22 protein-coding genes and 2 tRNA genes are annotated in these 26117 nt (G+C 34.4%); 12 read left to right on the top strand and 12 right to left on the bottom strand.

From position 1 onward, the window contains the following. Positions 1-40 precede the first annotated feature (40 nt). The gene (locus HH304_RS07320; RefSeq protein WP_169679651.1) at positions 41-781 is read left to right on the top strand and encodes a hypothetical protein; all 741 of its coding nucleotides are present in this window, start codon (positions 41-43) and stop codon (positions 779-781) included. 873 nt (positions 782-1654) lie between these two features. On the opposite strand, the gene HH304_RS07315 is transcribed toward HH304_RS07320, so the two are convergent. The 3 genes from HH304_RS07315 to HH304_RS07305 all read right to left on the bottom strand — a co-directional run bounded on the left by HH304_RS07315 (position 1655) and on the right by HH304_RS07305 (position 2360). Then, positions 1655-1728 (bottom strand) — tRNA-Asp (locus HH304_RS07315). A gap of 199 nt (positions 1729-1927) precedes the next feature. Next, positions 1928-2224, bottom strand: coding sequence for a GIY-YIG nuclease family protein (locus tag HH304_RS07310; protein WP_169679648.1), 297 nt, complete (start codon positions 2222-2224; stop codon positions 1928-1930). 62 nt (positions 2225-2286) lie between these two features. Then, positions 2287-2360, bottom strand: a tRNA-Asp gene (locus HH304_RS07305). A 206-nt stretch (positions 2361-2566) separates the two neighbouring features. Between HH304_RS07305 and HH304_RS07300 the strand changes: the two genes are divergently transcribed. The 8 genes from HH304_RS07300 to HH304_RS07265 all read left to right on the top strand — a co-directional run bounded on the left by HH304_RS07300 (position 2567) and on the right by HH304_RS07265 (position 12124). Further along, entirely contained in the window at positions 2567-3511 is a 945-nt protein-coding gene (locus HH304_RS07300; protein WP_169679647.1) for an acetyl-CoA carboxylase carboxyltransferase subunit alpha, read from the top strand. A gap of 97 nt (positions 3512-3608) precedes the next feature. Further along, entirely contained in the window at positions 3609-4442 is an 834-nt protein-coding gene (locus tag HH304_RS07295; RefSeq protein WP_169679645.1) for an MBL fold metallo-hydrolase, read from the top strand. Then, on the top strand, positions 4442-5230 hold the full coding sequence (locus HH304_RS07290) for a patatin-like phospholipase family protein (RefSeq protein ID WP_169679642.1): 789 nt from the start codon (positions 4442-4444) through the stop codon (positions 5228-5230). Before HH304_RS07295 ends, HH304_RS07290 begins: the two co-directional genes overlap by 1 nt. Next, positions 5205-7208 carry a urocanate hydratase gene (locus HH304_RS07285; protein WP_169679639.1) on the top strand — a complete coding sequence of 668 codons (2004 nt, stop codon included), beginning with the start codon at positions 5205-5207 and terminating at the stop codon, positions 7206-7208. The genes HH304_RS07290 and HH304_RS07285 overlap by 26 nt, the downstream gene beginning before the upstream one ends. A gap of 1 nt (position 7209) precedes the next feature. Beyond that, the gene (locus tag HH304_RS07280) at positions 7210-7776 is read left to right on the top strand and encodes a 1-acyl-sn-glycerol-3-phosphate acyltransferase (RefSeq protein ID WP_169679636.1); all 567 of its coding nucleotides are present in this window, start codon (positions 7210-7212) and stop codon (positions 7774-7776) included. 87 nt (positions 7777-7863) lie between these two features. After that, entirely contained in the window at positions 7864-8463 is a 600-nt protein-coding gene (locus HH304_RS07275; protein ID WP_169679634.1) for a porin family protein, read from the top strand. Positions 8464-8634: 171 nt separating this feature from the next. Then, positions 8635-10344 carry a DUF1800 family protein gene (locus HH304_RS07270; RefSeq protein WP_169679632.1) on the top strand — a complete coding sequence of 570 codons (1710 nt, stop codon included), beginning with the start codon at positions 8635-8637 and terminating at the stop codon, positions 10342-10344. A 10-nt stretch (positions 10345-10354) separates the two neighbouring features. Further along, on the top strand, positions 10355-12124 hold the full coding sequence (locus HH304_RS07265) for a DUF1501 domain-containing protein (protein WP_169679630.1): 1770 nt from the start codon (positions 10355-10357) through the stop codon (positions 12122-12124). A 48-nt stretch (positions 12125-12172) separates the two neighbouring features. Here the strand turns inward: HH304_RS07265 and HH304_RS07260 are convergent, their stop codons facing one another. From HH304_RS07260 to HH304_RS07245, 4 genes are all read right to left on the bottom strand, one after another. After that, positions 12173-13405: a hypothetical protein gene (locus tag HH304_RS07260; RefSeq protein WP_169679628.1), complete on the bottom strand. Its 1233-nt coding sequence runs from the start codon at positions 13403-13405 to the stop codon at positions 12173-12175. 10 nt (positions 13406-13415) lie between these two features. Next, positions 13416-14327, bottom strand: a complete 912-nt coding sequence (locus tag HH304_RS07255; RefSeq protein WP_169679626.1) for an outer membrane beta-barrel protein — start codon at positions 14325-14327, stop codon at positions 13416-13418. 71 nt (positions 14328-14398) lie between these two features. Continuing rightward, the gene (locus tag HH304_RS07250) at positions 14399-15628 is read right to left on the bottom strand and encodes a GAF domain-containing sensor histidine kinase (RefSeq protein ID WP_169679624.1); all 1230 of its coding nucleotides are present in this window, start codon (positions 15626-15628) and stop codon (positions 14399-14401) included. A 72-nt stretch (positions 15629-15700) separates the two neighbouring features. Continuing rightward, positions 15701-16285: a TetR/AcrR family transcriptional regulator gene (locus HH304_RS07245; protein ID WP_169679622.1), complete on the bottom strand. Its 585-nt coding sequence runs from the start codon at positions 16283-16285 to the stop codon at positions 15701-15703. A 92-nt stretch (positions 16286-16377) separates the two neighbouring features. On the opposite strand from HH304_RS07245, the gene HH304_RS07240 reads away from it, so the two are divergent. From HH304_RS07240 to HH304_RS07230, 3 genes are read left to right on the top strand one after another with little or no spacing between them, the layout of a single operon-like run. Continuing rightward, entirely contained in the window at positions 16378-17661 is a 1284-nt protein-coding gene (locus HH304_RS07240; protein WP_169679619.1) for a thiolase family protein, read from the top strand. Between the two features lie 3 nt (positions 17662-17664). Beyond that, on the top strand, positions 17665-19767 hold the full coding sequence (locus HH304_RS07235; protein ID WP_169679616.1) for a 3-hydroxyacyl-CoA dehydrogenase NAD-binding domain-containing protein: 2103 nt from the start codon (positions 17665-17667) through the stop codon (positions 19765-19767). Positions 19768-19793: 26 nt separating this feature from the next. Next, positions 19794-20438: an alpha/beta hydrolase gene (locus tag HH304_RS07230; RefSeq protein ID WP_169679613.1), complete on the top strand. Its 645-nt coding sequence runs from the start codon at positions 19794-19796 to the stop codon at positions 20436-20438. 3 nt (positions 20439-20441) lie between these two features. Here the strand turns inward: HH304_RS07230 and HH304_RS07225 are convergent, their stop codons facing one another. The 5 genes from HH304_RS07225 to HH304_RS07205 all read right to left on the bottom strand — a co-directional run bounded on the left by HH304_RS07225 (position 20442) and on the right by HH304_RS07205 (position 25970). Then, positions 20442-20837: a tellurite resistance TerB family protein gene (locus HH304_RS07225; RefSeq protein ID WP_169679609.1), complete on the bottom strand. Its 396-nt coding sequence runs from the start codon at positions 20835-20837 to the stop codon at positions 20442-20444. A 94-nt stretch (positions 20838-20931) separates the two neighbouring features. Beyond that, the gene (mnmA, locus tag HH304_RS07220) at positions 20932-22137 is read right to left on the bottom strand and encodes a tRNA 2-thiouridine(34) synthase MnmA (protein WP_169679607.1); all 1206 of its coding nucleotides are present in this window, start codon (positions 22135-22137) and stop codon (positions 20932-20934) included. 146 nt (positions 22138-22283) lie between these two features. Then, a complete protein-coding gene (locus HH304_RS07215; protein WP_169679605.1) occupies positions 22284-24401 on the bottom strand; it encodes a leucine-rich repeat domain-containing protein in 2118 nt (705 codons plus the stop codon). Beyond that, entirely contained in the window at positions 24394-25215 is an 822-nt protein-coding gene (locus tag HH304_RS07210) for a hypothetical protein (protein ID WP_169679604.1), read from the bottom strand. Before HH304_RS07210 ends, HH304_RS07215 begins: the two co-directional genes overlap by 8 nt. A gap of 170 nt (positions 25216-25385) precedes the next feature. Beyond that, complete coding sequence (locus HH304_RS07205) at positions 25386-25970, bottom strand: hypothetical protein (RefSeq protein WP_169679602.1); 585 nt, start codon at positions 25968-25970, stop codon at positions 25386-25388. Positions 25971-26117: the final 147 nt, after the last annotated feature.

Genomic DNA, 26117 nt, shown 5'->3' with positions numbered 1-26117 from the left:
TACAAAGTTTAAGTTCTAAAAATTCATAATCGCTAATACTATGCCAAATTCAGACAACCGGTACAAGATATTGTCAATTATATTGATAATACTACTTTTATTCGCTTCGATATTTATTTTCACAGACTCTGATTCTGGATCTCAAGAAGATTTAGAAAGTGCCTACAAAACACAAATTGATAGCTTAAAAAATCAAAATAGTGAGTTAAATAGTGAAATAGATGAATTGAGAAGTCAAATGTTAATCCCTCAAGATTCAGATATTCATAAAAATCTTGATAGTGATTCATCTAACGATTCACATGGATATAATGAAGCCAATTTATCAGCAGACGAAAAATACATTATACAGTTGGTAAAAAATATGCACCAAGGCTATAGTGAATTAAACAAAACAAAAGACCCTAATTCTGTTTTAAAATATTTCACGCCGAGGCATTCAACTAATGAGGTTACAATTAATGTCCAAAACCTTCCTTCAGTAAAAAAACATGATACAAATAACTTTAAAGATCATTTGCAATTTCTTGCAGAAATTGAGGGCTTAAAAATTAAAATGGGAACACCTTACTTTAAGAATATTTATGTACAGGGGAATATTTTCAATGCCTACTATGTTGCTGATTTACTTGTTGAAAAGGATGGAGGTTTAGTTGAAAAAGCAGTATTGATTGCATCAGTTTCAGGGCAAAAAAATGGAAATGAATGGAGAATTGGTAACTTCTCTTGGATGAAGTTTGATAAATACGACAAGTTAAAGCTTAAAGAACCTGAGGCATAAAACGTGAAATAAATAATTTCATTAAAAGCTGCTCATTTGAGCAGCTTTCTTATTAGGAGGCGGTTGCCGATTGGTTTTAACCATCAACACCGTGACAAGAGTTTTATACTCTTCGTCATCGGCTGGACGAGATACTGACGAGCCTGAAAGGCTGTCAGTACCATGACAACAAGCTCCCAAAAGCTTGTTCGTCATTGGCTCGAACAATAATAATCACTGACTAACCACAAATAATTTGCCTTGATGGTCCTGCTAAGTAGAAAAGCTTTCAAAACGAGGATTTTTGGACATAAAAAAAGCCGCTCATATGAGCAGCTTTATTATTAGGAGGCGGTTGCTGATTGGTTTTAACCATCAGCACCGTGACAAGAGGTATATACTCTTCGTCATCGGCTGGACGAGATACTGACGAGCCTGAAAGGCTATCAGTACCATGACAACAAGCTCCCAAAAGCTTGTTCGTCATTGGCTCGAACAATAAAAATCACTGATTAACCACAAATAATTTGCCTTGATGGTCCTGCTAAATAGAAAAGCTTTCAAAACTAGGATTTTTTGACATAAAAAAAGCCGCTCATTTGAGCAGCTTTCTTATTAGGAGGCGGTTGCTGATTGGCTATAGCCGTCAGCACCGTGACAAGAGGTTTATACTCTTCGTCATCGGCTGGACGAGATACTGACGAGCCTGAAAGGCTATCAGTACCATGACAACAAGCTCCCAAAAGCTTGTTCGTCATTGGCTCGAACAATAATAATCACTGATTAACCACAAATAATTTGCCTTGATGGTCCTGCTAAGTAGAAAAGCTTTCAAAACTAGGATTTTTTGACATAAAAAAAGCCGCTCATTTGAGCAGCTTTCTTATTAGGAGGCGGTCTGGACGAGACTCGAACTCGCGACCCCCTGCGTGACAGGCAGGTATTCTAACCAACTGAACTACCAGACCCTCTATTATTTCCTTCCGTTGAAGGTGATGCAAAAGTATGTACTCAAAATTTAATTTGCAATACTGTTTTTATAAAAAATCAATGTTTTTTTTATCATTATTCCCATCTTATTGATATTCTTTTACTTATAGCTAAATATTTTTAATCATTTTCATTATTTGCTCATACCATGACAACAAGCTCCCAAAAGCTTGTTCGTTATTGGCTAATCCTAATAATCCTATCTTTAATTATTGATTCTGATAACCCTTCAGAATATTTTGACATAAACTTTTCTAGTCGAACCCAGGATAAATTCTTCAATTTCTTCTCTAACAACATAGCTTCTTGCCTTGTTGCTTTGGCAGTACTCCATACTAATGTCCAGGGTACTCCCTTTGATGTAGAAGTTTCGTATCCTGAATTATGATACTTCAATCTTTCATCTAAATCTGATGTTTGTCCTTTATAATATATATCAAGGCCAGGGGAATAGAGAATATAGACTTGTTTCATTAGGTATCGGAAATAGTACAAAATGAAAAAAGCCACTCGAATGAGTGGCTTTAGTAAGGAGGCGGTCTGGACGAGACTCGAACTCGCGACCCCCTGCGTGACAGGCAGGTATTCTAACCAACTGAACTACCAGACCCTCTGTTAAAATGTCCTTTTCTTAAAAGGTGATGCAAAGGTATATTTATGAATTCTAATTTGCAACAGATAACTATCAAAAATAATTCATTCCCTATAAATTATTTTTTATTTAATTGCTTATCAGTATTTTAGAAAAACAAAAAAATAATGTTAGTTCAAAAAGCTTAATCAATTAACTTTGCATTAAACCATTTGAATACTTAAATGCTCGACTTTGAAAAACCAATAGCGGAATTAGAGGCTAAATTATCCGACATGACCAAGATCGCTAATGAGAGCGGTGTCAACATGGACGAAACTATTAAATCTTTGGAAAATAAAATTAAGGATCTTAAAAAGGAAACATTTGCTAATCTAACTAGATGGCAAAGAGTCCAACTTTCCCGTCATCCTGAAAGACCATATACTTTAGATTATATCTATGAGCTAACTGATGACTTTGTAGAGTTACATGGTGACAGATCTGTTTCTGATGATAAAGCAATGGTTGGTGGTTTCGGTACCATCGATGGTAAAACCTACATGCTGATCGGTCAGCAAAAGGGGCGAAACACCAAACAGCGCCAAACAAGGAATTTTGGAATGGCTAATCCTGAAGGATATCGAAAGGCTTTAAGGTTAATGAAACTTGCTGAAAAGTTTAATAAACCTATTATTACTTTCATTGATACTCCTGGTGCATTTCCTGGTATAGAAGCAGAAGAAAGAGGCCAAGGTGAGGCTATTGCCAAAAACCTCAGAGAAATGTTTATGCTGAAAGTTCCGGTAATGTGTTTCATAATAGGTGAAGGAGCCTCTGGTGGTGCTTTAGGTATAGGTATCGGTGACAGGGTAATGATGCTCGAAAACACTTGGTATTCTGTAATATCTCCTGAATCGTGTTCTTCAATTTTATGGAGAAGCTGGGATTATAAAGAACAGGCAGCTGAAGCTTTAAAGTTAACTGCTGAAGACATGAAGAAATTTAAAATGGTTGATGGCATCGTCAAAGAACCATTGGGAGGAGCTCATACAGATTTTAAGAAAATGGCTAGTACTTTGAAAAAAACTATTGCCAAATTAACCTCTGAGCTTGAAGCACTTTCTGAAGACGAAAGAATAAATCAGCGAATAGAAAAATTCTCAAACATGGGAGTTTATAACGAATAGAAACACTTAAGTTCTTATAAAGGTCAACAGCTAATGTTGACCTTTTTTATTACCACATATTTCAATAGATTTATAATTATAATTAACCCAATAACAAATGAATCTAAAAGTCATCCATTCAGGAATGTTTAAATTAGACGGTGGAGCCATGTTTGGTGTAGTTCCAAAAGTCCTCTGGAATAAAACGAACCCTGCAGACAACAATAACTTGATTGATTTAGCTATGCGGTGTCTGCTAGTAGAGTCTGATAATAAATTAATTTTGATTGATACAGGAATAGGCGATAAGCAGAGTGAAAAATTCTTTTCTCATTACTATTTGCATGGCGACCATTCTCTAAAGAAATCCTTAAATGATAATGGACTGGATTTTAGTGATATTACAGATGTTTTCCAGACACATTTACATTTTGATCATTGTGGTGGTTCTGTTAAATATGATAATGAAAAACTAATCCCAACCTTTTCAAATGCAAAATACTGGTCACATTCTAACCATTGGGATTGGGCTGTTAATCCGAATCAGAGGGAAAAAGCTTCTTTCCTGAAAGAAAACATTTTACCAATTCAGGAATCTGGTCAGTTATATTTTACTGATGATAAAAACAACCCGTTTACTACCTTTGATTATATAACTGTTGATGGACATACAGAAAAGCAAATGCTACCTGTACTGAATTACAAAGGACGAAAAATAGTATTCACAGCAGATTTAATCCCGACATCATCTCATGTACCAATTCCATTTGTTATGGGATATGATGTCAGACCATTAGAAACTCTCAAGGAAAAATCAGCATTTCTGGAAGAGGCAGTGGACAACGATTATATTTTATTCCTTGAGCATGACCCCTTTGTAGAATGCTGTACATTAAAAAGAACTGAAAAAGGAATTCGAGTAGATCAAACATTTAAACTAGACGAAATTTAGTGCCATCAGTTTGTTTATCAGGAGGCGGAGTAAAAGGCATTGCTCATTTGGGAGTACTAGATGCCCTTAATGAAGAAGGTATTTCATTTGAAGCTTTCTCGGGCACCAGTTTTGGTGCTTTAATTGCCTGTGCATTAAACAAGGGCATTTCTTCCGATGAAATTATAAAGATGACTACTGAATTTTCTATTTACAACCTATCCGGAATAGCGTGGAAAACAAGTGGTATCTTTGATCATAAAATTGTAGGCCAAAAATTATTCGAAATTTTCGGAGACACCAGGATTGAAGACTTAAAAAATGAAACCTGGATATGCTACACAAACTTTGATAAAGGTGAACCTGTCTATATTAATAAAGGTTTGATTGTTGATTCTCTACTAGCATCAATGTCTATCCCAGGGTTATTTCTTCCTGTAAAAATTGATGGTTTTAATTGTTATGACGGTGGATTAACAGATAATTTACCTGTAACTCCTTTAATTAATTCAGGAAAAAAACAAATTGTCGGTTTAAATTGCAACCCGAGATTATCGAAGAGACAAAAAAACAGTATAAAAGATATTTTGGAAAGGACATTTCTATTAATTGTAAATGGAAATGTGCTTCCCCAGACTAATAAATGTGACGTTTATTTTGAATTAGAACCAATGGCTGACATAAAGCCATTAGACTTTTCAAGTGCACGAGATATTTATCAGTCAGGATATGATTACACCAAACAACATTTAGAAAAATTTAAAACAATATTACCCAATAACAATGAGTTTAGATACATTTCAAAATGAAATTCAATTAGGCATCCCCGATCAACTTCCTCCTAAAAAGGAACGAAGTGAAAAGTTTAGTCATGCTCCTGTGAGAAAAGATATTCTTTCAGATAGAGAGAAAAAACTGGCATTAAAAAATGCCTTAAGATATTTCTCACCTGAACATCACGAAGTTTTAGGAAAGGAATTTGCTGAAGAACTAAAGAATTATGGAAGAATTTATATGTATAGATTCATGCCTGATTATGAAATGTATGCTAGACCTATAGAAGATTATCCTGCGAAGTCAAAACAGGCAGCTGCTATTATGTTGATGATCCAAAACAATCTGGATCCTGCTGTTGCCCAGCATCCTCAGGAATTAATAACTTATGGTGGAAATGGCGCCGTATTTCAAAACTGGGCTCAATACAGGCTAACAATGAAATACCTGTCCGAAATGACGGACAACCAGACTTTGCATATGTACTCAGGGCATCCGATGGGGCTTTTTCCTTCTTCACCTGAAGCTCCAAGAGTTATTGTGACAAATGGAATGATGATCCCAAACTACAGTAGCCAGGATGACTGGGAGAAGTTTAATGCTCTCGGAGTCACTCAATATGGTCAAATGACAGCTGGTTCGTACATGTACATTGGCCCTCAGGGAATTGTTCATGGAACGACTATTACGGTAATGAATGCTATTCGTAAAATCGACACTTCAGGTTCAGGACCTGCAGGTAAACTATTTATTACTTCAGGATTAGGTGGAATGAGCGGAGCTCAACCTAAGGCTGGAAATATTGCCGGGTGTGTATCGATAACAGCTGAGGTTAACCCATTAGCGGCATATAAACGTCACGAACAAGGATGGGTAGATGAAATTGAAAGTGATCTTGGGATCTTAATGCAAAAAGTTCAAAAAGACAGAGCTGATAAAGTTACTCGATCATATGCCTACCTGGGTAACATTGTAGATTTGTGGGAATATATTGTTAAAGAAAATATTCACGTAGATCTGGGATCAGATCAAACTTCATTACATAATCCTTGGGCTGGAGGATACTATCCGGTAGGTTATAGCTTTGATGAGTCAAATGAAATGATGGCAAATGATCCTGAAGGCTTTAAGAAAGCTGTTAAGGAATCATTAAAAAGACAAATAGAGGCAATAAATATCCTTTCAGATAGAGGTATGTATTTCTTCGATTATGGTAACGCTTTCCTATTAGAAGCTTCAAGAGCAGGTGCTGATATAATTCGTGAAGATGGTGAATTTATTTACCCTTCGTATGTCCAGGACATTATGGGTCCAATGTGCTTTGACTATGGTTTTGGTCCATTTAGATGGGTATGTACTTCTGGAAAAAGCGAAGATCTTGAATTTACCGATAAGCTAGCTGCAGAAGTATTAAAAAAACAACAGAAGGATGCTACTGATGAAACCAGCATGCAAATAAATGACAATATTGTTTGGATTGAGGCAGCAGGTGAGAATAAACTAGTGGTGGGTTCTCAGGCAAGAATACTATATGCTGATGCAGCTGGTAGAATTGCAATAGCAAAAGCTTTCAACGATGCAATCAAGGAAGGAAAAATTGGACCTGTAGTATTGGGTAGAGATCACCACGATGTATCAGGAACAGATTCTCCATTCAGAGAAACCTCTAACATCTATGATGGTTCAAGATTTACTGCAGACATGGCAATCCAAAATGTAATTGGAGATAGCTTCAGAGGAGCTACTTGGGTTTCTATTCACAATGGAGGTGGAGTAGGCTGGGGTGAAGTTATCAACGGTGGATTTGGAATGCTACTTGATGGTTCTGAAGACTCTGATCGAAAGCTTAATTCCATGTTATTTTACGATGTGAACAATGGAATTTCCAGAAGAGCATGGGCTGGAAACGATGGTGCTCTATTTGCAATCAAAGAGGCTATGAAAAATAAACCTGAATTAAAAGTCACCATTCCTAATAAGGCTGATGACGAATTATTAAATAACCTGTTTTAATATGCTAAAAAGTCTGTATAAGTTCATCTTCTTTAACCTGATGGGATGGAAAGTCGTCGGGAACTTCGATAAAAAGGTAAAAAAAGGTCTCATTGTAGTAGGGCCACACACATCAAATTATGACTTTTTTGTAGGTGTTTTTGCCCGAAGAATTCTTGATTTAAACGCTCGGTTTGTAGCAAAAGACTCTCTTTTTGTCTGGCCTCTTGGAGGATATTTTAAATGGATGGGAGGATACCCGGTAATAAGAAGTCGTAATACAAAGCTTACTGATACAATTGCTGAAGTTTTTGACAAAGAAGAAGATCTGTTAATTGCTATAACTCCGGAAGGTACTAGATCAAAAATTGAAGATATCAAATCAGGATTCTGGCATATCGCTAAAAAAGCAAACATCCCTTACTATTTATGTGGGTTTGACTGGGGAAATAAAGAACTTGTTATTTCCGAACCAATAATGCCTTCTGAATGGGATGAAGACAGAAAAAAGGTTATTGATTTCTTTGGAAATCTAAAGGGGAAAAACCCAGAACAGGATATGAGACATTTATTAGTTGAAAAGGCCTGATAAAACAATTAGCCAATTATAAACAGATAGGATACAATTTATGGCATAGTAGTTGTGTTTTATATTAAGAAATCAATCATATATCCAATGAATTCAACAACAAATTTAATCAGGTTAATTCTTTTTATTGCGATAATCCTGCCTACGGGAATCAATGCTCAGGACATAGGTATTGGTATAAAAGGAGGGATGAATTTTGCAACTATCAACTCATCAACAAACTTTGATAACCGAACCGGATATCAGGCAGGAGTTTATTTAAGATTTGGAAAATCTTCAAGGCTTGCTATTCAACCGGAAATCCTTTACAATACCAAAGGAGCTTCCTTCCAGGATGAAGAAATAAAAATTGATTATCTGTCAGTTCCTGTATTGGTGAAATTTGGAGTTATTGGACCTCTATATATTGAAGCCGGACCACAAATTAGCTTTTTAACCAATAGCGTAAGAGAAGTTGACACCGGAGATAAACAGGCACTAGAAGATTTTATGAAATCATCAGAATGGGCTATAGTAGCAGGCGTTGGAGCAGAGGTTGGGCGTTTCCAACTATCAGCCAGGTATGATTGGGGTATTTCTGAAATAGATGATGGTTTTCAGTTTGAAGACCTGTATGCAGATAATAGCTTTAAAAACAGCACATTTACTTTATCCGTTGGTTTTCAGCTTAATAAGCGACCAAGATAAAGGTAATATTACATTATAAAGGGCCATCAACTCAGGTGAGTTGATGGCTTTTTTTTATTGTCTAAAATAAGTATGTAAGAAAATGAACGATTACGGTTAGATGATTTTTAAATATTTTACTATTTTAGATTTTTATTTACTTGCACGATTTAAAGATAATTAACTAAACAGATGGCTTTAACACCAGCTAGTGGAACCTTAGGGTTAAGGAGAGCCGAGTTATTACTACGTAGAACTACTTTTTGTCCATCAAGGGAAGATATAAATTTCTTTGCAGGACTCTCAGTTTCTCAGGCTCTAGATACATTATTCAATTTTGACCAGACATTACCGGAACCGCCAATTGATCCTCAAACAGGAACAGAATGGATGACTTCCGGTGCTACAGACGCTAACAGTGAAGGATTTCTTCGGACCAGGTACTTTTTTGCCTGGCAGATGAACCTAATGTTAAAAAGTAATCGGTCTATACAAGAGAAATTAGTCTGGTTTTGGCATACACATTGGACAACATCGCAACAAAAGGTCACAAACGAACGAGCTTTATACTTTCAGAATCAACTTTTCAGATATTATGCAGCAGGAAGTTTTAAAGATTTATCCAGAAAAATGTGCCTGGATAATGCTATGCTTCTATTCCTGGATGGCAGATTAAATATTGATGGGGTTGTTAACGAAAATTTCGCCAGAGAACTCCTTGAATTGTATACTGTTGGTAAAGGTCCTCAAGATGCAGAAGACAGCTACACATATTATTCAGAAACAGATATTCAAGCAGCAGCTAAAATTCTGACCGGCTATAGCAATGATGATCAGTTTAGCAACCTTGATCCCGATACCGGATTACCTATGGGTATAATCAGGGGAGGGGGTGACGCTTGTTTTCAGCATACTATTGGTGACAAGACATTCAGCGATATCTATGGTAATGCTACAATTACTACTAATCCTGCAGAGATAGTTGACAGTACTGGAGTTACTGCAGATGGTATGTATTCTGAACTTGATGATTTAATCGAGCTAATTTTTTCCCAGCCGATAGTCAACGGAACACCGCGAGCTGCTCAATTTATATGTGCAGAGCTTTACAGGTACTTTGTTCATCATGAAATCACAGGTTTTGATGATGATAATTATGGCCCGGGTACTATTATGACAGATATAATTGAGCCTATGGCTCAAGTTCTTGTTAATAATGATTATAATATTGAGTCTGCTTTAAGAGCTTTACTTGGATCAACTTATTTTCTTGATACTGATAACAGCTCAGATGATTCAGATATAGTAGGTGGTATGATCAAGTCTCCACTTGAAATAACTCTAGGTTCACTTAAGTTATTTAACATCAGTTTACCTGAATATGAAACAGACCTTCAAGGTTTTTATGACAGTATGCTAAGAGGTGTTCATGGTGTTCTTGAGAGACAAGGTTTACCATTTTATAAACCTTTTGAAGTTGCAGGTTACCCTGCACATCACCAAACTCCGACATTTGATAAATCCTGGATAACACCAAACTATCTGGCAAACAGATATAATTTCACAAGCGTTTTATTTAATCCCGGAGGTGAGGATGATCCACCTTTCAGATTAGATGTGCTTGATTTTATTGAAAATCCGGCTAACGGCATTACTAACCCAGGTGACGGGCAACTACTGGTAACACAATTAATTGACCTTCTTTTTCCTGAAAGTGTATGTGCTGAAAGAATTGATTATTTCGTCAATGAAATTCTATATGGAGGACTTTCAACTGGAGCTACAATGTGGCAAAATGACTGGAATGCCTATAAATCAGGAGGTGACCCTGTGGCAGTTGTGACTCAACTTGAAAAACTCATAACTGCATTAATTCAAACACCAGAATTTCAATTAAACTAATCAGCCAGCTATGAAAAGAAGAAATTTCCTTAAGCAACTTGGAGTATTATCTGCATCACCATTCGTATTAAATGGAATGCCTATGCAAATAATGGAAAGTAATCAATTACTTCGAGCTGCAGCAAATACAAATGAAGACAGAATTTTGGTATTAATTCAGCTTCATGGAGGTAATGATGGTATCAATAGTCTTATCCCAATAGATCTTTATGATGATTATTATAATTTAAGACCAAATATTGCCATTCCTTCCAGAGGTGCAAGGTCATTTATTCCTCTAGATAATACACTTGATAATAAATCTCAAATTGGATTGCATCCTGACCTGCTAGACTTCAAATACATGTATGACAGAGGTAATCTTGCTATCATACAAAATGTTGGTTACGAACAGCTAAATCAGTCTCACTTCAGAAGTCAGGATATTTGGTTAAGTGGTATAAACTCTGATGAAGTAATAAAAGATGGTGGATGGATTGGACGTTTTCTAGATGATCAATATGAAGTTTATCCATTCGAAGAAGATAACTTTGATAATTTAGCTTTTCAAGATCCTCTTGGTATTGAAATTGGATCAACAGTTTCTCTTGGATTTCATTCTGCTGATGTAGGAGGACCCACAGCCCTGGCATTAAGTAACCCTGAAGCATTTGCTAATTTAATTAATTCTGTTGGGGTTGATCCTTTAACATGTACGGATCCATCATTAATTACCGGTGCCCGATATCGCGATAAACTGAAATATATCATGGATATTGAAAGTCAGAGTAATTCATATGCTTCATTACTTGCAAAGTATTATCAAGCTGGATCTAACTCGCCTTCAGTCACTTACCCTGAGAGATATCATATGAATGCTCCTGGTGCTGTTATGAAAAACTCTCTTTCAGGTCAATTGAAAATGATCTCTAGACTGATTTCAGGCGGTTGTAAAACAAGAGTTTATCTTGCAAAGCTTGGTGGATTTGACACACATGCTGAGCAAGTAGAATCATACGATCCAACAGTAGGTTTTCATGCTTCATTATTATATCATGTAGCATCTGCAATGAGAGCTTTCCATGATGACTTAAATAGACAAGGGCTAGGAGATAAGGTAATCAGTATGACTTTTTCTGAGTTTGGTAGAAGGGCTGTCTCTAATTATAGTTTCGGAACAGACCATGGTAAAGCAGCACCAATGTTTATTTGTGGAGATAAAGTTAATGGTGGCATTTACAATCAGGAAAATACTGAAAATCAAACTGGTATTAATGGGGCAATAGGAGAACATCCGATTTACAACCATGGTAAAAATCCAAATATAAAGAAAAGTTATATTGAGGGTGAGGGTAGAGGTAATATTACTCCTACGGTTGACTATCGTCAGGTTTATGCTTCAGTTTTAGAAGACTGGTTTGAGGTAGATACAGCAAAAGTAAGAAATCAGATCCTTCCGTCATTGGACTCAAATTTACTTAAAATTGAAGGTCTTATTGGTTCAAGGACACTTAGCGTAGATGATGATAATTTCATTTCAAATAGGTTTAAATTTAAAACAGTATATCCAAATCCTGTAAGTTCAACTGCTACATTTGAATTTTATGTAAATGATACAGGTCTGACTTCAATTACTCTATATAATATTAATGGTCAAGAAGTATTGAAGGTAATTGATAAAGAAATGAAAGCTGGGTCATTTAAGGTTGACAAAGATCTTTCAGTGCTTGAGCCAGGTATTTATATGGCAGTCCTTACTCAGGGAGATAAAAAGTTGACACAAAAGATAATTAAGAAATAAAAAAAGGGAGTTTTAAACTCCCTTTTTCATTTACAGATTTATTTAATATTACTGAATTAAGTTACTTATTTGATCTGTTGTCAGCTTAAATAGGGCAATTCTTCCAAATCTTCCCTGACCAACATATGTCTTTGCTAGTATTATCATGCCACCATCACTTGTCACTTCAAAATCAATAGCCTTATATGGACTTTGATTACCAAGCGTCAGATTTCCAATGAAATTTCCGGTTGTTGGATCATAGCTATACATTACAACTTGCTTACGCTTATTTTGAGCAGCATAAATCAAAGTTTCAACACCATTAATTTCTACATTCTTAATAATAACTTCTGATTGATCATCAATCTCCGGAATTCTAACTTCAGTTGAATCAGAGCCTGATACAAATCCATTAATATTGAACTGATTTGCAGAATTCAAATAATAATCTGACAAATGGTTATAAGCTGTCGCAAATTTATCTCCATCCAAATGTACCATAGACAATAAACTACCAGAATACTTATCTCCGATTACTCCACCTTTTATCTGTGCGTCCGGATCATTGGAAGGGTTAAGAAATAAGGTTGTTAAATTGAAATTATAAAATGTATTAACGAAATAGGTAGTAGCAGAAGTTTCATTACCAATATAACCTGTAAAGAAAGGGAAATCTGCTTCTCCATTCAAATATGAGTTAATCATATCATCGGTAAAGGCATCTTCAGTTCTAAAATTATATGAATATTTCGGAACAGAAGAATTAGGATTCATAACATAAAATGTACTAGTCTCCGTAACGATTTCATCTCCCTGTAAACTACTATAGCCGGCAATCAATATCTCCGAACCAGGCCCCTTGGACACTGCCAATGGTTGATAAACATTTGAATATTCTCGGGTACCAATTTTACCTTCTTCAATTTTAAAAAGAACTGCTTCCTGATTTGTGTTCATTCCTACAAAATAGATCGAATTGTCTATTTCCATTAGTTCACCAATTGGTTTGGTAAAAGAACCACCACCTTCAACTGAAGTCGTTCTTATTGACTTTATATTGCCTTCACCATCTAACTCCAATATGTTAGGGATTTCATTTCTATCTTTAGAAAGAACAATATATCCACTATCCTGAGCTTGAATAATATCAACAGGTTCAAGGTCAAGATTAAAATTATTTACATCATATACTTTTATAAAGCTTTCATCTGGAGATAATTCATCTTCCTTGATATCACATGATGAATTCAAAAGCCCTAATACAATAAATATATTAATTAAAAATAGTCTTACTTTCATAGCTAAAAAATTAAAGTGCATTGAATGAATCACTTGTAATAAACTTGAGTGGGAATAATAAATTCAAATTGAACTCTATGTGTTTTAGAGTAAAATCATCAAATACATCATAATAACCAGTGGCAGAATCAGTATTTGCAAAGCGATTCTGTGATGAAGCAATATTATTTAACCCATTTTTATAATTTATCTCAGCAGATATTCTGACATTACCAATGTCATATGCTGCGCCAACACCCGCAATCCAGCCAATGCTACCTTTTAATAATTGATTTTTAACTCCAAAAGACTCTTCAGAATATTGGATCTCACCACTATTTCCTGTAACATTATCAACACCTGTTGTTGAAATTGTCTTAAAGGCATCTATTAATTTACTATAATAAAAACCTCCTTGAATATAAGGGATAAACTCTCTTTTTCCAGCAACGCCACCTATAGCCCCTTTAACATTGGTTTGACCGAGTGGAAGTTGGTACCTAATAAAAAGAGGTAATTCGAAATAACGGAGAAAATGATCATGCTGATAATTAATATCAAGAGTATTTCCCGTGTTAGTATCATCCACCCAATCAAAATCATAACTATAACTGAAAGTATAATTTTGAACTGTAGGTTGAAAACTTAGTGCAAGACCAAAAGGACTATCATAAGTAAAAACTACACCAAATTGACCATTAAAATTACCATAATTATCATAGTTCTTAAGAGCGGTTAAATCAGGGTCCCCGGAAACTCTTGACATTATTGAAAATTCCTGGTCAGGAGATGCTTTGGTTAGGTTAACACCACCCTTCAACCCAATCCACCATTGTGACTGTCTTTGCTGGCTTCTATTTTTATATTTACCCTGAGCAAGCACAGTACAATTAGATAGCAGTATAATGCATACTGCAAAAAAAGTTAATCGTATCATTTCCATAGCAAGTAAAATTGAATCACTAAAATAGCTGTTTAGCTATTTTAAATGAATTAATTAGTCAAAAAAAATAATTAATTTTTAGGTAAAAGTATTTTGACACTAGTACCATAACCTTTAACGGACTCGAATATTATTCTTCCGCTTAATTTTTCCAAAAATTTCTTACAAAAATATGATCCAAGGCCAGATCCTTTTTCACCTTTAGTTCCTCTGTTTGAGTTAGAAATCTTTCCGGAATTTAATTTATCTACAGTTTCATTATCCATTCCAATTCCTGAATCTTTAACTATAAACTCATGGTAATCCTCTGTCGCTTCATAGGTTATATTAATCTCACCATTATCGGTAAATTTGATCGCATTATGAATCATATTCCTAAAAACAAAATAGAGAATATCTTTATCAGAATTAATGCTAAGGTCTGAAGGAACAGAATTTTTAAGCTGGATATTTTTAGCTGTTAAATTTATTTTAAAAATTTCTAATGAAGATTCAATCAATTCAATTGGGGAGAATAATTGACTTTCTATTGTTCTTCCTTCTAATTGCTTACTTCCCCAGGAAACTAAATTTTCTATCAAATGATTAGTGCCATCTATCATGACATCCATTTGGTCAAGATACTTGTCCAGATCTTCTTCAGCAATTGAGTTATTTTTCAAAAGATAAATCAATGACTTTGTTGTAGAAAGTGGACTTTTTAAATCATGAGAAATCAAAGATATGAATTGATTTCCCATTTGGTTAAGTTCAGTTAACTTCTTATTCTGAATATCAAGATCATGAATTTTCTGATCTAACTGCTTCTGCTTTAATCTATTATCAAAAAGTAATAAAACTTGTTCTGATAACACTTTTAATGCAAATTCTTGTTCATCAGTTAATTCTCTGGGAATATTATCTATCACACAAAGAGACCCTAATGCAAGACCATTAGTAGTTATCAATGGCCACCCTGCGTAAAATCTGATATTTGGATATCCTAAGACAAGGGGGTTATTCTTAAACCTATCATCTGCTAAAGCATCATTAACGATAAGAATTTCATTTTGAATTATCGTATGCGAACAAAACGCGGCTTCTCTTGAAGTTGAAGATACGGTGAGGCCTTTATTTGCTTTAAACCATTGCCTATCCTGATCAACTAATGTAATTAAAGAAATGGGTACCTTACAAATTTGAGATGCTAATTCAACAATTCGATTATACTGTTCTTCCTCCTTGGTATCAAGAATATCCAATTCTTTAAGAAAGTTTAATCTTTCAGCTTCATTTTCCGGAATGGGATAGTTATTGTTCATCAGATTGATTTACGGAATAAAAGCAGCAAGGGATTAAGATATGCAGAATATATTGCTTAATCTATAATTCTTTCAATTTTTAAGAGCCTTAATCCAATAATCTTTAATAACACGACTATTTTTAAAAAATGAAGATTGATCATTCTTTAGCATTTCAATTTCCATAAAACCAAATGAAGAACTTAATAATGATGAACTCATTTCATTTAGTTCAATTAAATGTACACTACCATTACTCATTTGAATATATTCTGAAATTCTATGTACCAGGTGATTAAATTTTAATAAGATTTCATTAGATATATCCTCTGAAGACAATGCCAAATAGTTTACTAATCGATAATAAAATAAATCAAAGTGTTTCTGTAGTTCGATTCCGAAAAGAAAATTAACAATCCTTTCAATCTGATCAGTCTTGGGTAAAACTTCAATTTGTTCAATCAAAGTATCATAAGTATCGGAAATTATTTCGGAGGCGACACATTTTATCAATTCATCTTTTGAACTAAAATAATGCATTATTAAAGAAGGAGGCATGCTTAAAAATTTAGCTAGCTTACCTATGGAAGCACCTTCAATGCCTTCATTACGGATCACAAGTTTGTAAGCTTCAAGAATCTCTTTTCGCCGATCACTGGAAATACTTTTTCTACCCATAGTTTTAAAAAATTGAACACTCGTTCAAAATAAGGATAAGTTTCTAATTTGTCAAATAAATTATAGATTTGAGTATAAGAAACTATTTAAGAATGGATATAAAAGAAGTTTATTTCGTTGATGGAATTCGGACCCCTTTTCAAAAAGCAGGAACCGGATATAAAAATCTTATGTCTTACCAACTTGGTGCAAATGCAATTCAGGCAGTAATGCAAAAAAATAATATCGAGGAGAAAGATATTGAGCAGGTGTGTCTGGGTACTGTAATTCATCAAACTCAAACTTCAAATGTGGCAAGAGAAGCTGCTTTAACTGGAGGCATTACTTCGTTTACACCTTGTCATACTGTTTCACAGGCTTGCATAAGTGCTAACGCTGCTATCGCAAGCATGGCTGATGTTGTCAGGCTTGGAAGAGCTGATTTAACCCTTGCCGGAGGTACCGATAGTGTTTCGGACATTCCAATACAGTTCCCAAAAGATATGAGACAAAAGCTATTTGAAACACGTACTTTTAAATCTGCTGCTGACTATACTAAATTCCTTCTAAAACTTCGGCCTGCAAACTTCAAACCGGAAATCCCTGATATTGCTGAATTTACGACTGGTACTGTTATGGGAGTGGATTGCGAAAGATCAGCTGCTTTATACAATATTAGTAGAGAGGAGCAAGATGAATTTGCTGCTAGGTCTCAGCAACTTGCCGCTAAAGCATGGGAGGAAGGACATCTCACAAAAGAAGTTACCAGCGTATTTTACCCTGGAGCCTCTGATGAAGTTACTTTTGATAATGGCATTAGAAAAGGGACTACCTTTGATAAATTACAAAAACTTAAGCCTGCATTTGAAAGGAAATACGGCACTTTAACAGCAGGAAATTCCTCTTTCTTAACTGATGGAGCTGCTGTAAGTATTTTGGCTTCAAAAGATGGATTGAAAAAATATAATTTAAAACCAAAAGCAAAAATTATTGATCACGTATTTACGGCTCGTAATCCCGGTGAGGAGTTGTTACTAGGGCCTGCATATAGTATTCCAAAGCTTTTAATTAAAAATGGGCTTTCTATTGACGATATAGATGTTTTTGAGATTCACGAGGCCTTTGCAGCTCAAGTTTTATATAACTTAAAACTATTAAAAAGTGATGAATTCGGAAAAAAATCACTTGGACTTGATAAGGCCTTTGGTGAAATACCAATGGACAAGCTTAACCTTTGGGGTGGGTCTTTAAGTATTGGACATCCATTTGGTGCTACAGGTTCAAGAATTTTGAATACTGCAGTCAACAGACTACATTTTGAAAACAAAAAATATGCAGTTATAGCTGCTTGTGCAGCAGGAGGTCATGGTCACGCTATGTTAATTGAAAAGGTCTAAATTATGTTTACACTTCAAGTTGAAGAAAATGTTGCTATCATAAAATTGAATAAAAAGGATAGCGAATACAATACAATTTCCATAGATGATTTGGATGACATGGTTTCACTTCTTGATAAAGTTGAAACTGATAATTCAATTATAGGAGCCGTATTTTATAGTGAAAAAAAGGATTTCCTGGCTGGTGCAGATATCAAGCGCTTCCTGGAAATGTCAGAGCAAGAAACACGTGAAGTAGGAGAGACCGGCCATAAGCTTTTCAATAGAATAGAGGATAGTAAAAAACCTATTATAGCTGTTATTCATGGCGCTTGTATGGGTGGCGGCACAGAACTAGCCCTAGCATGTCATGGAATGGTAATTACTGATTCTCCCAAAACTAAACTGGGACTTCCTGAAATAAAATTAGGTTTGCTACCAGGCCTGGGTGGAACTGTAAGATTATATAAGCGAATAGGACTACCAAATGCTCTTGAATATATCCTTACAGGAAAAAACCTATACGCATCCCGAGCAAAAAAAATGGGACTTGCAGATGTATATACTCACGAAAACTTCCGATTAAAAGCAGGTATTCAATTAGTTAAGGATATTGCAAATGGAAAACACACCCCGTTAAAGACTAAAAGTCTTTCTGTAAAAGATAAAGCTTTACTTTTCGGCCCTTTTAAAAGCCTGGTAATCAATAAGGCCAGAGAAGGTGTGTTAGCTAAAACTCAAGGTAATTATCCGGCTCCATTAGAGATTTTAAAGTGTCTGGATTACCACCCGGGTAAATCAAGAGAAGACGCAATACGAAGAGAAATAGAAGGATTTACCAAACTATTGCATTCACCTGAAGCTAAGCAACTTATCAGGTTGTTTTTCCAGATGAATAATTTCAGAAAAAACCCATACATGGAAGCTCTTTCAAAATCACCTCAACACCTGTCTGTTTTAGGGGCAGGGTTAATGGGAAATGGAATAGCCACTGTATCAGTAGATAATGGTTATAAAGTTTCGCTATTGGATCTAAATAATGGAGCATTAAAAAAGGCTAAAGAAAGAACTTCTGAATATTTAAAGACTAAGGTTAAAAGAAAACAACTATCGGAGAGCAGTTATCAAAAACTACTTAATGACCTCCAATTAATTGAATCTGGTGACCCAATAAAATCAGATTCATTAATCGAAGCTGTTTTTGAAGATCTATCATTAAAACAAAAAATATTAAAAAACTGGAGTGAGGTATTACCTGAAGATGCTTTAATTGCTACAAATACTTCTGCTTTGCCGGTAACTGAAATTGCTTCTGTTTGCAAAAATCCTGAAAGGGTATTAGGTATGCATTACTTCTCACCAGTAGAGAAAATGCCTCTGCTTGAAATAGTTAAAACTTCTCAAACTAATGAAAAAGCTCTTGCCCAGGCTTATGATATTGGACTTAAACAAGGCAAAGTCTGTATCGATGTAAATGATGGACCGGGATTTTATACAACCAGAATCTTAGCTCCAATGCTCAATGAAGCAATGGTTGCTATTTCAGAAGGATATGAGCCTAAAAGCATAGATAGGGTGATGAAGAAAAAAGGTTTCCCAGTTGGGCCAATTACACTTATTGATGAAATAGGTATTGATGTTGGAGCCCATATTAACAGGGGAGCGCTGGGTGAATTGTTTAAATCCAGAGGTGCAGACGCACATCCGGTTATGCAAAAAATGGAAGATAAAGGTTGGCTGGGAAAGAAAACCAAACGAGGATTTTTTAATTATGAGGGTAAAAAGAAAGAATTAAACCCGGAGTTAGCATCTCTCTTTGGTACAAACCATAGCTTTGATAAAACCGCTGACAAGGAGGTTTCTGACCGACTATTTTTAATAATGGTTAATGAAGCGTTCTATTGCCTGGAAGAAAATATATTAAAAGATGCAGAATCGGGAGATATTGGGGCAATCTTTGGATTAGGTTTCCCTCCATTTTTAGGTGGCCCATTTATGTATGCACACAATTATGGTTTGGAAAATCTTGTGAACGACCTTAATTCTTTAAAAGAAAAATATGGAAATAGATTTAAGCCGGCTGATATCATCACAAATTTTTCAAAAGAAGGAAAATCTATTTATTAAGAATACATTATTAAATAACATATACTTTGAATAAAACAGATTCAATAGATTTCAGCTTTAAAGCTCCATATTTAAAGATTGGCACTTCTCCTGAAGTTGCCAATCGAATATGGATTATTTTTCATGGCTACGGTCAAAATGTTAATTATTTTTCAAAGAAGTTTAATCACTTCACAACTGATGATTGTCTCATTTTTCCTCAAGGACTATCTCTTTTTTATCTTGGAGAAAAGTATGACAAAGTAGGAGCTTCGTGGCTAACAAAAGAATTTAGAGAAGAAGGCCGAAGTAATCAGATAAATTATATCAAAGCACTTATTGAAATGTTATTCAAAGGAATTGATCTCAGTATAAAAGAACTGGTAATACTTGGTTTTTCTCAAGGAGTAGCCACCGCAACAAGAATAATATCTGAATTGGGTCTTTCACCGGATAAATTAATTTGCTATGCTGGAAATCCGGCACATGATATATTTACACCTATTAAACTTAAAAAGACATCAAAAGTATTTTTTGTATACGGTGATAGTGACGAATATATCACAGGCAAAAATGCAGATAAGATCAAAAATTACATTCAAGAATTAACAAAAAAAACCCCCGATGTTATAAAATATCAGGGGGGACACACGATCAATTCTTCAATTATAAAGACAATTATAACATCTTGATTATTAGATCAAAACTAATTCTGAATCTTTATTTATAAATTCTTCAAATATTTCTTCAACAATATTTGATTTGTAGCCCATTTGAACTGCAAGTTTTTTAATATAAGCCACTTCTTTTATGGAAATCTTACCGTCGGCTGAGGCCATTGCTATGATTCCTTTAAGATGTTCAAATTTGAACTCTTCAGAATAATCAAAGTGTTGATTCTTTCTATCTTTTATTAATTCCTTAAGCTCTTCCACAGGAAAATCATATTCTCTGGCTGTCTTATAAACAAACTTCAATTCACTATATGACAAATGAGAGTCTGCAGATGCAACAGATAATAATCCTTTTATATAACTTCGAGTCGCTTCCTTTTTCTTTTCTGCCTTATTAAAAAATCTAGAAAATAACATAAAAAAATCCATTTAATATAAATGATCAAACTGCTTGATTGGTGACCTCAAGACATCAGATAATCGATGAACACAATGATTTCCAAGATAACTATTAAGCAATCACACCAGATCCTATCAATTCCTCATTTTTATACCAGGCAGCAAATTGACCCGGGGTTATACCTTTTTGTAATTCATCAAATAAAATATACAATCCGGAATCCACTTTATATATGGTGGCTCCTTGTAGATCTTGTCGATATCTTATTCTGACATCAAACCTTTGATTATCTCCTGGACTTAACGCTAAATCAGGCCTAACCCAATGTACCTCAGACTCTTTTATGTATAGAGCCTTGCGATGTAAGCCTGGGTGCGAAGAGCTTTGTCCAGTATAAATTGTATTAGTATGAACATCAGTTCCGATAACAAATAAAGGCTCAGGTGTGCCTCCAACATTCATTCCTTTACGTTGACCTATTGTAAAATAATGGGCTCCACGATGCTCTCCAACTTTCTTTCCTTGATCTTCAGAGTATGAAAATGGTTCAGATAACTCTTTCAAATTATCTTCACTTATTGATCCGTTAAGAGAACCAAGTAATTCAGAATATTGAATAAATTGATTATTGTCTGAGGCAATTTCAATAATGTTTCCCTCTTTAGGCATTAACTTTTGTTGTAAAAAATCAGGCAATCTGATTTTCCCAACAAAACAAAGCCCCTGAGAATCTTTCTTTTCTGCAGTTACAAGTTCATTTTCAGCTGCAATTCTTCTAACCTCTGGTTTTTCAATATCACCTATAGGAAAAAGTGCATACTTTAATTGTTCCTGGGTCAGTTGACATAAGAAATAGCTTTGGTCTTTATTATTATCTTTTCCTGCAAGGAGTCGATAATGAGTTTGTCCATCTGTTTCAACTACTTCTTTTCTACAATAATGACCTGTAGCGACATAGTCAGCACCAAGTTTCAATGCTGCATTTAAGAAAATATCAAATTTGATTTCGCGATTGCATAATACATCAGGGTTAGGAGTACGTCCAGCTTCATACTCTGCAAACATGTAATCAACAATTCTGGTCTTATACTCTTTACTCAGATCTATTGTTTGAAATGGAATACCAAGCTTTTGCGCTACAATAAGAGCATCATTAGAATCTTCAACCCAAGGACATTCGTCGCTTATAGTTACTGATTCATCATGCCAATTTTTCATAAACATCCCAATGACTTCGTAGCCTTCTTCAACTAGCTTTAATGCAGCTACACTTGAATCAACTCCGCCTGATAATCCTACTACAACTCTTTTTTTCACAACTTATTTGATTAAAGAGACAAAATTACAAATTTTTTCCTGACTAACCATTTAACCTTAATTTCACTTCAAGAGTTACACTTTATCTAATAAAAAAAGCCGGAATGTATTTCATCCCGGCTAATATTTTATATCGGATTTGAATTTTAGTAATAAACTACTTCACAACCCTCGTTAAGATTTCTAAAAGTATCTATATCCTTTTTAGATATCTTGGTATTGTAACAGACCAGTTTTTTAAGATAATTCAATCCTAATACCGGTCCGATGTCTTTAACATCTGTGTTATAGAATTCGACTTTTTCTAAATGAACAATTCTACCGACTGGCTTAAGAGACCTTATATAAGTTGCAGAAATTTTCAATTCTTTAAGTTCCTGCCAATTTGCTACTACAGATGCATCTTCAACCTGTGTGAACTCGATATTAAAATATCTCAGGTTTTGTAATGACTCAAGAGTCTCGATAGTTGAAATAGGATTCTTACTAGCATCAACCCACTCTAAAGTGTTTAAGCTCTTTATTGGGTCAAGAGAAGAAATTCTACTATTACTAACATTTAACTTTCTAAGATTCTTAAAAATAGTTAATGGCTCAAGGGATTCAAGTTTTGGATTATTAGATAAATCTAACTGTTTTATAAAAACCAAATCATGAAGCTGCTCAACTGTTAATACATCATTGGCATTCATCTTAAGTGCATCCTTAAATGCTGACTGCCATGCTGGAGACAAGTTAATCCACCAGATTGTAAACGGAATAGCCTTATAAATTACCTGAATTTTAGGATTGTTCGAAATATACTCTTCTATTTCCTTTTCAGGAATATCAGTTTCCTCACAGTTCAAATATGTAATCTTCTTATATCCCTTAATTACATCAAGTGAACTGATTCTAGTCTTTTCAAAATTCAATTTTGAAATATTCTTGTGATTAGCAATAGGAGAGAGGTCACTAACCTGAGTATAACTAATATCTAAAACTTCAAGGTTTTGCATATCAGCAAGAGCCTGTATGCTATTAATACCGGTATTAGACGCCTTAATTTCTTTAAGATCTTTAAAATCTTTGATTGGGTCTAATGTAGTAATTGTTTTATCATCAGAGATATTGATAGCCTGAAGGTTCAATATTTTCAAAAGATCATTTCTCTCCATCTTGGTTTTTCCAATAATTCTTGAGAACATCTTTTTCCATTCGATAGATAAATTACCCCACCATTCAGCAAGGTTTACTCTATCAAAAATAACCTTACAGTTTGGAACAGACTTCTGAAATGTTTCTGCTGCTTTTGGGCTTATCGGAGTATTATCACAATAAATCTTTTGTAAATTTTTTGAAGCAGAAAGAGGAGTAAGATCTGAAACCAATGAGTTTTGAACAAACATTAGCCTAAGGTTCTCCATTCCTGTTAATTCATCTATATCAGCAATATCAGTGTCTGAAATATCGATTACTTCAATAAATTTAAGATCTTGAATACCCTTTAGAGACGTAATCTCAGTATGAGCCATGTTGATCTCTTTAAGGTTAATAAGAGTTTCTAATGGCTTTAAAGATTTAATATTTTTATTATTTGAAATATCAATCTTATCAATATTTGCTATTCTTTTCAGAAGGCTAAAGTCTAGTTTGGCATCACTACCAACTTCATCAAGAAATACAATTTTCCACTCATCCGGAATTTTTGACCACCACTGATTAATCTCAGATTCAGAAATATCAGTAGAGTACATACTAACGACTTTCAAGTCATCTTTTGCCTCATCAAGATTAACCTCAATATATCTGATTTTATCAGAGCTTACTTTTTCACCTTTAACATTGGTACCATTCATTCTTCTTACCAATGTTACTTTATAAGTATATAGCCCTTTCTTTGAATTGATCAGAGATATATTTTTTATTTGTAATTCAAAATTTACTTTTTGAAAGAAAAAGTCAATATCCTTCAAATAATCTTGAACATCCTTGTTAATAGCAGAGCTTCTTTCTTCATCAAGATCATCCTCAATTTGTACCTCAGCATCCTTAAATACTTTCAGGTAACTTTGATCAGTAATAATCTGTTTTTCACGAACTGTTGCGCGATCTCCTCCAAGTGTATTAAATAAATACTCTAAAAATGAAACAAGCCCTTCAACACGCTGCTTGTTCTCATTTTGTTGTTTTACCGACATATTTCCTTGGGCATAAACACTTCCTGAAGTGAATGCCAAGGTAAATATTAAAAGGTATACAATAATTGAATTTCTACTATTCATGATAGATATTCTTTAGTAGCATGTCTTTTTGTGATCTTGAAATTTTCAATAAGTCAGCAATAAGCCATCCACTGTTATATGTACTTCGATTAAATTCTTCTAATTTGAAATACCAGTTATCAACCTGGAAAAAATGATAAAATGTCTGTGTTGTATAAAGAAACTTAAGATTACCTTTTTTTAACTCGTAGAAAAATACAGTCAAATAATGAGGTTTGTAAGAGTTTCCAGCTAAATCCTGTTCCTCTTCTTCCTTTAAATTTTTCTTTAAATTCATGAAATCAAGTTCATGACTCATAGGGTGCAAATATTTCTTCTGAATATTTGGGTCTTTGTCAAAGATTTTGAAAAAAGGCTCAAAATAGATATCACTGATTACCCATTTAATACCTTTATTTTCCTCTTCAAGTTTCATGTATAAAATGGCATCCTCAACCTTTCCGTTATACATGAATTTACAATGAGCTTCAGCAAACCATTCACCTTCCCAGAAATACAGATAATTAGCAGATGAAGGATTAGTAACATCCTCTATAAACTGCCTTTTCATATCATTGCTTATCCCTGAATTACTCATATCAAATAATTGAGCAATAGTCTTTTTTCTAAGCTCATTATTTCGATATAATGGATCGTCTTTTCGTAGCCTGTTGCCCTGCCAATCCTCTTCAAGGTTAAACCTTCTAAAAAACTGGTTTACCTGTTTGGTTGAAGCCACTAACACTTCTTTGTCAGCAAAGTCACTGCCCACTTGGGCCTGAACTACAAAAAATGGCATTGAAGCGATAAAAATTGAAAAAAATAACTTCCTCATTCGACTTACATAATTTTCACATCTTAAATATCCGATTTCAAACGGATACAAAAAAATAATAGGTAATCGTACTTAACAGTTTTATAAAAATAAAAACTTCCGGTATCAAACCTACAAAAAAACAGAATAAATAAGAATAAATATTCGATGGAAAAAAGACAGAAGAAAGATTAATGATAAATTTTACGTAGAATTAATCTTTCAATTTTATTTTCTTCCTGCAAGACCACATCTGAAACTATGAAGTTAGTCTGCTTTACAAACTTACAATACTCTAGAAATTCGTAAATAGTTTGAGGTCTTTCGTAAACAGGATCTTCACCAGCAGAGGCAAAATCAACCAAAACAGTCACATTTTGATCTGCAAAAAAGGATAGTGCTTCATTTATCTTTACATTGGCTGAATCGTAATCCTTTGCTTTTGCAATGTCATCAATTATCAAAGCAAATTCTTTATTGAACGATTTTACGAACGATAAATTATTTTTAGAACTAGATTTCTCAGGTAAGTTTACACTCTCTTTTGCAATTAAACTTTCAAGCGTCTCTATTAGGTTAGTCACAACAGCATCATTAAGCCCTAGTTCCTTAACCCGATTGATTTCCCTTACCTGAATCTCCAAATCATATTTATCTCTATGGTATAAAAGTGACTGAAGATCAGCTCTGGCTTCATTAATTTCTTCACTTGTTGTTAGTGAAACATTCGTAGCCGGAATGTATGCATACTGTTGACCAAACACTGTGGTGCTCACAAATAGAAATAAAAATAAACTACATAGCATGACCATGTGGTTCATTTTAATTTTCGCAATATGTAAGCAATTATTTGTCATCAGTTTATAAAAAATCGGATTACAAAGTAAATCAAAAATAATCAAATGTCAATTTTTATCGATGAT

This window comes from Marinigracilibium pacificum (assembly GCF_012926615.1).
In the GTDB taxonomy this organism is placed as follows: Bacteria; Bacteroidota; Bacteroidia; order Cytophagales; family Cyclobacteriaceae; genus Mangrovivirga; species Mangrovivirga pacifica.
This window is presented reverse-complemented; position numbering and strand designations above follow the sequence as displayed.

Excerpts from the sequence above, each read along its gene's own strand:
- HH304_RS07320 (WP_169679651.1), top strand. The coding sequence starts at position 41 with ATGCCAAATTCAGACAACCGGTACAAGATATTGTCAATTATATTGATA.
- HH304_RS07310 (WP_169679648.1), bottom strand. The coding sequence starts at position 2,224 with ATGAAACAAGTCTATATTCTCTATTCCCCTGGCCTTGATATATATTAT.
- HH304_RS07300 (WP_169679647.1), top strand. The coding sequence starts at position 2,567 with ATGCTCGACTTTGAAAAACCAATAGCGGAATTAGAGGCTAAATTATCC.
- HH304_RS07295 (WP_169679645.1), top strand. The coding sequence starts at position 3,609 with ATGAATCTAAAAGTCATCCATTCAGGAATGTTTAAATTAGACGGTGGA.
- HH304_RS07285 (WP_169679639.1), top strand. The coding sequence starts at position 5,205 with ATGAGTTTAGATACATTTCAAAATGAAATTCAATTAGGCATCCCCGAT.
- HH304_RS07280 (WP_169679636.1), top strand. The coding sequence starts at position 7,210 with ATGCTAAAAAGTCTGTATAAGTTCATCTTCTTTAACCTGATGGGATGG.
- HH304_RS07275 (WP_169679634.1), top strand. The coding sequence starts at position 7,864 with ATGAATTCAACAACAAATTTAATCAGGTTAATTCTTTTTATTGCGATA.
- HH304_RS07270 (WP_169679632.1), top strand. The coding sequence starts at position 8,635 with ATGGCTTTAACACCAGCTAGTGGAACCTTAGGGTTAAGGAGAGCCGAG.
- HH304_RS07265 (WP_169679630.1), top strand. The coding sequence starts at position 10,355 with ATGAAAAGAAGAAATTTCCTTAAGCAACTTGGAGTATTATCTGCATCA.
- HH304_RS07260 (WP_169679628.1), bottom strand. The coding sequence starts at position 13,405 with ATGAAAGTAAGACTATTTTTAATTAATATATTTATTGTATTAGGGCTT.
- HH304_RS07255 (WP_169679626.1), bottom strand. The coding sequence starts at position 14,327 with ATGGAAATGATACGATTAACTTTTTTTGCAGTATGCATTATACTGCTA.
- HH304_RS07250 (WP_169679624.1), bottom strand. The coding sequence starts at position 15,628 with ATGAACAATAACTATCCCATTCCGGAAAATGAAGCTGAAAGATTAAAC.
- HH304_RS07245 (WP_169679622.1), bottom strand. The coding sequence starts at position 16,285 with ATGGGTAGAAAAAGTATTTCCAGTGATCGGCGAAAAGAGATTCTTGAA.
- HH304_RS07240 (WP_169679619.1), top strand. The coding sequence starts at position 16,378 with ATGGATATAAAAGAAGTTTATTTCGTTGATGGAATTCGGACCCCTTTT.
- HH304_RS07235 (WP_169679616.1), top strand. The coding sequence starts at position 17,665 with ATGTTTACACTTCAAGTTGAAGAAAATGTTGCTATCATAAAATTGAAT.
- HH304_RS07225 (WP_169679609.1), bottom strand. The coding sequence starts at position 20,837 with ATGTTATTTTCTAGATTTTTTAATAAGGCAGAAAAGAAAAAGGAAGCG.
- HH304_RS07215 (WP_169679605.1), bottom strand. The coding sequence starts at position 24,401 with ATGAATAGTAGAAATTCAATTATTGTATACCTTTTAATATTTACCTTG.
- HH304_RS07210 (WP_169679604.1), bottom strand. The coding sequence starts at position 25,215 with ATGAGGAAGTTATTTTTTTCAATTTTTATCGCTTCAATGCCATTTTTT.